This window comes from Baaleninema sp., assembly GCF_049974805.1.
Lineage (GTDB): Bacteria > Cyanobacteriota > Cyanobacteriia > Cyanobacteriales > Geitlerinemataceae > Baaleninema.
Genome location: NZ_JBNGCO010000172.1, coordinates 1 through 6,846 on the forward strand (window position 1 = coordinate 1; position 6,846 = coordinate 6,846).

At 52.8% G+C, this 6,846-nt stretch carries 7 protein-coding genes; 6 read left to right on the top strand and 1 reads right to left on the bottom strand.

Features of this window, described 5'->3' with window-relative positions:
- The first annotated feature begins 125 nt into the window (after positions 1 to 125).
- Both ACP5D4_RS20405 and hemJ read left to right on the top strand, forming a co-directional pair.
- The gene (locus tag ACP5D4_RS20405; RefSeq protein ID WP_428013452.1) at positions 126 to 431 is read left to right on the top strand and encodes a hypothetical protein; all 306 of its coding nucleotides are present in this window, start codon (positions 126 to 128) and stop codon (positions 429 to 431) included.
- 81 nt (positions 432 to 512) lie between these two features.
- Complete coding sequence (gene hemJ, locus ACP5D4_RS20410) at positions 513 to 1,082, top strand: protoporphyrinogen oxidase HemJ (protein ID WP_428013453.1); 570 nt, start codon at positions 513 to 515, stop codon at positions 1,080 to 1,082.
- A gap of 206 nt (positions 1,083 to 1,288) precedes the next feature.
- Here hemJ and ACP5D4_RS20415 read toward each other — a convergent pair whose 3' ends face one another.
- Positions 1,289 to 2,173: an alpha/beta fold hydrolase gene (locus tag ACP5D4_RS20415; RefSeq protein ID WP_428013454.1), complete on the bottom strand. Its 885-nt coding sequence runs from the start codon at positions 2,171 to 2,173 to the stop codon at positions 1,289 to 1,291.
- A 46-nt stretch (positions 2,174 to 2,219) separates the two neighbouring features.
- Here ACP5D4_RS20415 and ACP5D4_RS20420 point away from each other — a divergent pair, with 46 nt between their 5' ends.
- The 4 genes from ACP5D4_RS20420 to ACP5D4_RS20435 all read left to right on the top strand — a co-directional run bounded on the left by ACP5D4_RS20420 (position 2,220) and on the right by ACP5D4_RS20435 (position 6,651).
- Entirely contained in the window at positions 2,220 to 3,416 is a 1,197-nt protein-coding gene (locus tag ACP5D4_RS20420; protein ID WP_428013458.1) for an anhydro-N-acetylmuramic acid kinase, read from the top strand.
- A 140-nt stretch (positions 3,417 to 3,556) separates the two neighbouring features.
- Entirely contained in the window at positions 3,557 to 4,003 is a 447-nt protein-coding gene (locus ACP5D4_RS20425) for a hypothetical protein (protein ID WP_428013455.1), read from the top strand.
- Positions 4,004 to 4,044: 41 nt separating this feature from the next.
- Complete coding sequence (locus ACP5D4_RS20430) at positions 4,045 to 4,662, top strand: TenA family transcriptional regulator (RefSeq protein ID WP_428013456.1); 618 nt, start codon at positions 4,045 to 4,047, stop codon at positions 4,660 to 4,662.
- Between the two features lie 267 nt (positions 4,663 to 4,929).
- Positions 4,930 to 6,651, top strand: a complete 1,722-nt coding sequence (locus tag ACP5D4_RS20435; protein ID WP_428013457.1) for a ShlB/FhaC/HecB family hemolysin secretion/activation protein — start codon at positions 4,930 to 4,932, stop codon at positions 6,649 to 6,651.
- Positions 6,652 to 6,846 lie beyond the last annotated feature (195 nt).

Here is a 6,846-nt window from a genome sequence, read left to right on the forward strand (position 1 = left end):
CACGCACGGTTTTGAAGACGAGTCGGGTGGGCGACTGCCCGGCTTAGTTTAATTATAAAATAAAAATATATAAATTAGGATAGAGTAATATAAAATGATGGGCAGCAAAATTCCATATCGGTAAGTTGCGGCATCAGATCCCCGGCATCTTGGAGATGCCGGGGATCGAGAGATACGCGAGGTGGGTACAGATTCATTTCAGTACGTCGCGCTCTTGTTCCACGGCTTCCCACGACGCGCTACAGTCTGCGGGGATTTGGCGATCGGTTGAAACTCGCCTGTTTCGGGGCGTTTTCGCGGTGGGTGGGGCGATCGTCGTGGAATCTCCCCCAGCCCTGAATATGGCGGTTTTACTGGGGTTGGGCGAGGCGTCGATCGACCTCACCCCCCCACTTTCGCCGCCCACCGGGGCGATCTGTAGCGTTTCTTAACAATTTATCCCGGCATTCTCCAAAGTTTTGTATCCTATCTAAAGATATTTTTAAGGTTGTCAAAACGGAGTTTCGAGTTTCATGCCTTACTTATGGTATAAAGCCTTTCACTTAATCGGCGTGGTGGTTTGGTTCGCCGGACTGTTTTATTTAGTCCGTTTGTTTATCTATCACGTGGAAGCCGACGCCGAACCCGAACCCGCTAGTTCCATTTTAAAAAATCAATATCAAATTATGGAAAAGCGGCTGTACAACATCATTACAACACCGGGAATGTTGGTGACAGCCGCTATGGCCGTCGGGATTATTACCACAGAGCCAGAAATTTTAAAATCGGGCTGGTTGCATATTAAATTGGCATTTGTCGCTGTCTTAATCGGCTATCATTTTTACTGCGGCCGCTTGATGAAACAGCTCGAAAAAGGCGAATGCCAATGGACGAGCAAACAACTTCGCGCCCTCAACGAAGCCCCGACGCTGTTGTTGTTGGTTATTGTCATGTTGGCGGTGTTTAAAAATAGTTTCCCTACGAATATCGCCCCTTGGCTAGTGTTTGGAACGGTGGTTTTGATGGCGGCCACGATTCAATTGTATGCCCGCAAACGTCGTTTGGATAAAGAGCGGGAACTCACGGAAGCCTCTCAATCTTAGGTCGTTTTCAAATTTTTGTTTTCAAATTTTAAGGGAATTCGATTGAGGCGTTTTCAGTTAGATCCCCGGCATCTTCAAGATGCCGGGAATCTTATATTATATAACGGGTCGATCGAGGATTTTTCGAGATTTTTCGATTGCTTAAAAAATGAGCGATCGCTGTTGGGTTCCACGGAGGTTCGCACAACCTACGGTTGGACTGTTCCCTATTCCAAAAACGCTAAAATTTGCCGAGATGTGGTGTTCGGACGTTCTAAATGGGGAACGTGACCGCAACAGGGAATCCAAACCAGTTTACTGTTGGGAATTAAACGCAAAAATTCGGCAGCGTCTTTCGTTCCTAAAATTTTATCGTCTTCGCCCCAAACAATTAAAGTCGGAATTGTGAGTTGAGAAATTTGAGACTTAAAAGACGGATAACCGCCACTTTTTGTAAACGAAATCAAGGCTTGATGCCAGCGATCGCATTCTAAATGTAACGCCGCACAACAGCGAGCGTCTTCTGAATTAAACGCTTTATCGAAATACGCCGTATAACTAATATTATTGCGGACGCCGGGACGACGGAGAAACTCAGCCGCAAAATAGTCCAACGGCGGAAATAAATATTTCCCGACCACCGGCCCCGTTCCAATTCCCGCACTGTCGAGTAACACCAATTTGTCCACCGCTTCGGGATAGGTGAGGGCGAAATCGATGGCCGCTGCACCCCCCATAGACGCCCCCACTAAAATGACAGGTTGTCCGATGGCGGCTTGCCAAAATCCGTAAAGATGCGCTTCGATATCAGACGGAGTAAAAGATAAGTCCTGGCCGCGTTCGGTAAAGCCGAAACCGAGCAAATCCACCGCCCAGGTTTCCTGATGGCGGGCGAGAAGCGGTTGCAGGCGACGAAACTCCAACACCGAACTGTCGAAACCATGTAACAGTAGAATCGGCGTTCCCCCCGTTCCCTGTTGGACGTAGGTGGTGGAAACGGGGCGATCGCGTAACGTCGTAGGAACGTCGAGACGCTGAATGCGGGAAGCTTGTTCGATCGAAGTTCCTTCGGTAAGGGCCGAAGCAGTCGGTGGTAAAAAGTCGGGGAACACAGTTAAAGCAGCAATGACAGACGATCGAGCGGAAATTCGAGACCAGATGGTTCGAGATAACATCATAGCGGAGGATGCTTCCCCAGTCCGGGCGATGGGCTTGATGAGCGGAACCTCTGTCGATGGTATCGATGCAGCATTGGTAGACGTGACGGGAACGGAAGCGGATTTACAGGTAAAGTTACTGGCGGCGAAGACGTATCCCTATCCCGAGGCGTTGCGATTGCGCATTTTAGAACTCTGTAGCGGCGGCGAAATCTCGATGGCGGCGTTAGCGGAATTAGACGACGCCATCGCCAACGCCTTCGCGGAAGCAGCGATCGATCTGCAAAATAATCAACCCCAAAACGACCCACCCCCCATTCGTCTCATCGGTTCCCACGGACAAACCGTATTTCACCGTCCCCCGAAAAACGGCGAATTGGGGTACAGCCTGCAACTGGGACGGGGTGCCACCATCGCCCAGCTTACGGGAATTCCCACCGTCAGCAACTTTCGCGCCGCCGATATCGAGGCGGGAGGCCAGGGGGCGCCGTTGGTACCCAAAATTGACGCCTGCTTGTTCGGCGACAATAGACGCGATCGCTGCGTGCAGAACATCGGCGGAATGGCCAACGTTACCTATCTTCCCGCCGGATGTCCGCAGCAGTTAGAAACCGTGCGAGGATGGGATACCGGACCCGGAAACGTCCTCATCGACCTGGCGGTGAGTGAATTAAGCCAGGGACAACAAACCTTCGATCGCGATGGAGTTTGGGCAGCTTCGGGAACGCCAGATTTAGATCTCGTCGAACAATGGCTGCAAGACGAGTTTTTCCGACAACCGCCGCCAAAATCCACCGGACGAGAATACTTCGGCCGCGAATTTTTACAGAAATGCCGCCGGGACGCCGCCGGACTCAGCGACGCCGACATGCTGGCGACCCTAACGGAACTGACGGTAGGTTCGATCGTCGAAAATTACAGACAGTTTTTACCCCGACTTCCCGACGATCTGTTTTTATGCGGCGGCGGGAGTCGCAACCGCTACCTCAAACAGCGATTGCAAGGGCGACTCGAGGGCGTTACCGTAAAAACAACCGACGAGATTGGCATCAACGCCGATTACAAAGAAGCGATCGCCTTTGCCGTGTTAGCCTATTGGCGCAGGTTAAACCTGCCGGGGAATCTCCCTTCCGTCACGGGAGCGCGTCGATCTGTGGTTTTGGGAGATCGATCGTCGTCCCAGACCGAAATCCCCTAAGATGCACTGAGGTGAATTCACCTGAGTGAATTCACCTCAGTGCATCTACCCAACGCGCCTCATACCGAAGACGCGGCGATTCCAACCTCGACGTGCGGCGAGTGCGTCGGTTCACTCAGACGATAACTTATCAGATAGCGGTGGCTCATACGTTTCTACTCGAACAAGGTCGGTGGCGTTTAGAAGGAAACTGGTTAGAACGTCACAACCTGCCGATCGCTGTCACGGGCAGGACGATCGTTGCGTGGGGTCAGGATAACTGGTACAGCATGGTGACGAAACTCACGTTTCCGAATACCGAACGAGACGATATCACCTTTCAATATCGCGGTCGTCTCGACAGCGGCGAACGTCAGTACACCTTCGTTCTCCAACACAGCGAACTCGGGCGCGTTGAAGGAGAAGGCTGGATTACCCCCGAATCGATCGTGCAGCGATATTGGACGCTCAACGACAAACAGCGGCGCAGTGGCTTCGAGACCCTCCATCGCCTCGACGAGCAGAAATACTATCTATCCAGCGGGATGATGGCGGGATTGCACCTCACCAGTGCCATGGACGCGACGCTGGTACTGCAATATAGCTGACCGAGAGGCAAAGTTGAGAAGGGAAGTTGAGGGCTGCACTGATGTTGAAAAGGTTATTGCAAAAGCACGATCGACTGTGGAACGACGCCACTCGCCATCCGTTTCTCGAGGGCTGTCAGGCGGGAACGATTCGCCCAGAACAGTTCAATACTTGGCTGACGCAAGACTATCTGTTTGTCGTCGAGTTTACTCGCTTTCTGGCTAACGTCCTCGCCGCCGCACCTGTGGCGCATTTCGATGTTTTGCTGGGGGGACTGGTGGCGATAAAAGAGGAGTTGAACTGGTTTCGGGAGAAGGCCCGAGAACGGGGTTTGAATTTAGAGGCGGAAAAACAAGCCACCTGCGAAGAATATACCCAGTATTTAGCTAGTTGGGGCGTGAAACCTTATCCCGTACAAGCAACGGCGTTGTGGGCGATCGAACTCGCGTACAATCAAGGATGGCAGCTTCCCGGTCAAATGACCGCTCCTTACGACGAATTCGCCGATCGTTGGGGAAATCCTGGCTTTACGGAATATGTGAAATGTCTAGAACGCCAAGCCAACGAAAGTTGGCAAACGGCGTCTGAAGGGGTGCAGCCACAAGCCGAAGCAGTATTTTGCGAGGTGGCGCGGTTAGAACGGGATTTTTGGCAAATGGCGTTTTCCGAAACAGGATAAGATGCTGGCCGAGCCTTTCGATTGGGAAACGCACACCGACAGCGTTAAAAGATTGGGAATCGATCCCAACGATCTAGGAGTTATGCAGAAACCCGGTAAAACCCTCCCTTCCTTTATTTCAGCACCGAGGTCGGTCGGAAAAACCGGGTTTCTTGACCGATAACTGCGTAACCCCTGAAATTCAAAAACTTGCGTTTCCATCTTGTGCGTTGGGACAGCGAACGGTAGAGATATAAGGACGGTCGTTCTCTGTTAGCAACGACGTAGATGGAAGGTGTGGTTGTGGTGGAGAGGTTTTTGATTGGGTTGGCGGGGACAGTGTGGGGATGGATGGCGATCGCCGGGTTTTCTGAGGTGTCCGCCCAACCCGTTCCGCCGACATCTCCAGAACTTCCGCCGCTTCCGGAACGATTTCCCGAAACAGATGAGATTTTAGACTCGCCCGAGATACCGCCGTCGGAGGTTCCCCCGGCGTCTCAACCGGAGGCGGAGAACCCTCTTGAAGCAGCCATCGCCGTTCGAGAAATTCGCGTTTTGGGAAATACGGTGTTTTCGGAAGAAGACCTCGCCCCGATTATCTCGCAGTATCTCGATCGTCGGGTATCCTTTGAGGAACTCATCGCCCTGAGAACGGCGATTACGGATTTGTACGTCAGTCGCGGCTACACCACCTCGGGGGCGTTCGTTCCGCCGCAGGATGTCACTGAGGGAATCGTCCGGATTCAGGTGGTGGAAGGTGAGTTAGAAGCGATTGAAATCGAGGGATTAGACCGGGTTTCCGACGGTTACGTCAGACGCCGTCTGCGTCGCGCGAGTCAGGCGCCGTTGAACCTGTACGAGTTAGAAGCGGCGTTGCAACTGTTGCAACAAAACCCCGCCATCGAGACGGTGAACGCGGAACTTACCGCCGGAAGTGCGCCGGGTTTGAGTCGGTTGCGGTTAAATCTCGAGGAAGCGTTTCCCTTCAACGGAACGGTATTGTTGGAAAACCGAAATTCGCCGAGTGTGGGGTCGATTCGGGGTTCGCTGAATTTACAGGGAAACAGTTTGTTGGGAATCGGCGATCGCTTCTCGGGGGAGGTGGGAATTACGGACGGGGTGACGGAGGGGTGGGTAGAGTTCGCTGTTCCTCTCAACGCCCGGAATACGGAACTTCAAGCGGTTTATCGGCGCGTTGGAAGTCGCGTCGTTCGCGAACCCTTCGACGAGTTGGATATTCGATCGATGGAGGAAGCGTTTCGGTTGCGGGTGGTGCATCCGCTGGTGGAAACGCCCAACGAGGAGTTGAGGTTGGGGGCGTCGTTGGAATTGCAGCGATCGCGCACGTTTATTTTGGACGACGAACCGTTTTCGTTTTCTGAGGGTCCCGAAGATGGGCGATCGAACGTGACGGCGTTACGGTTGACGCAGGAGTGGACGAGTCGATCGATGCGGGACGTGGTGGCGGCGCGATCGCAGATGACGTTCGGCTTGGACTTGTTTGAGGCCACCTCCAACGACAACGCCCCCGACGGTGTGTTTTTTACCTGGTTGGGACAGTTTCAGTGGGTGCGATCGCTTTCCCCCGATACGTTATTGATTACCCGCCTCGCCACGCAACTGTCTACTGATTCGTTACTTGCCATCGAACAGTTTAGTATTGGGGGACCGACGACCGTGCGCGGCTACTTGCAAAACCAGCGCGTCGCCGATAGCGGCGTGGTGGGATCGATCGAGTTACGGATTCCCGTGGTGCGCGATCGCGGCGGGTGGGGAATCCTGCAACTGACGCCGTTTGTAGATGCGGGGACGGTGTGGAATATCGGGATCGATCGCGATCTTCCCAGTCCGAGTACGTTAGTGGGAACGGGGATCGGCTTGCGCTGGGAGTTATCTCCGGAGTTTTCGGCGACGGTGAATTGGGGGATTCCCTTGGTGGAGGTCGATCGACGCGACGACTCGCTTCAATCGGACGGAATTTATTTTTCGATTCGCTACAATCCGTTTTGAGAGGGGATTTTTTTCTCCACAGAGACACAGAGGACACAGAGGTTCTTGCGGCAAAATGAGAAACTGCTGGTTGAGAACTGGGTTGAATCGGCCTCCCGTCCGTTAAAGTAGTTTATAAAAAAAATAGGGCTGGAGAAATGTTGGGTCTCCGCAAAACGAGGTGATAATAAAAACTTATCAAATAAAGCAAGATAG

Bases quoted from the DNA above. Each gene is read 5' to 3' on its own strand.
- hemJ (WP_428013453.1), top strand. From the start codon at position 513: ATGCCTTACTTATGGTATAAAGCCTTTCACTTAATCGGCGTGGTGGTT.
- ACP5D4_RS20420 (WP_428013458.1), top strand. From the start codon at position 2,220: ATGGTTCGAGATAACATCATAGCGGAGGATGCTTCCCCAGTCCGGGCG.
- ACP5D4_RS20430 (WP_428013456.1), top strand. From the start codon at position 4,045: ATGTTGAAAAGGTTATTGCAAAAGCACGATCGACTGTGGAACGACGCC.
- ACP5D4_RS20435 (WP_428013457.1), top strand. From the start codon at position 4,930: ATGGAAGGTGTGGTTGTGGTGGAGAGGTTTTTGATTGGGTTGGCGGGG.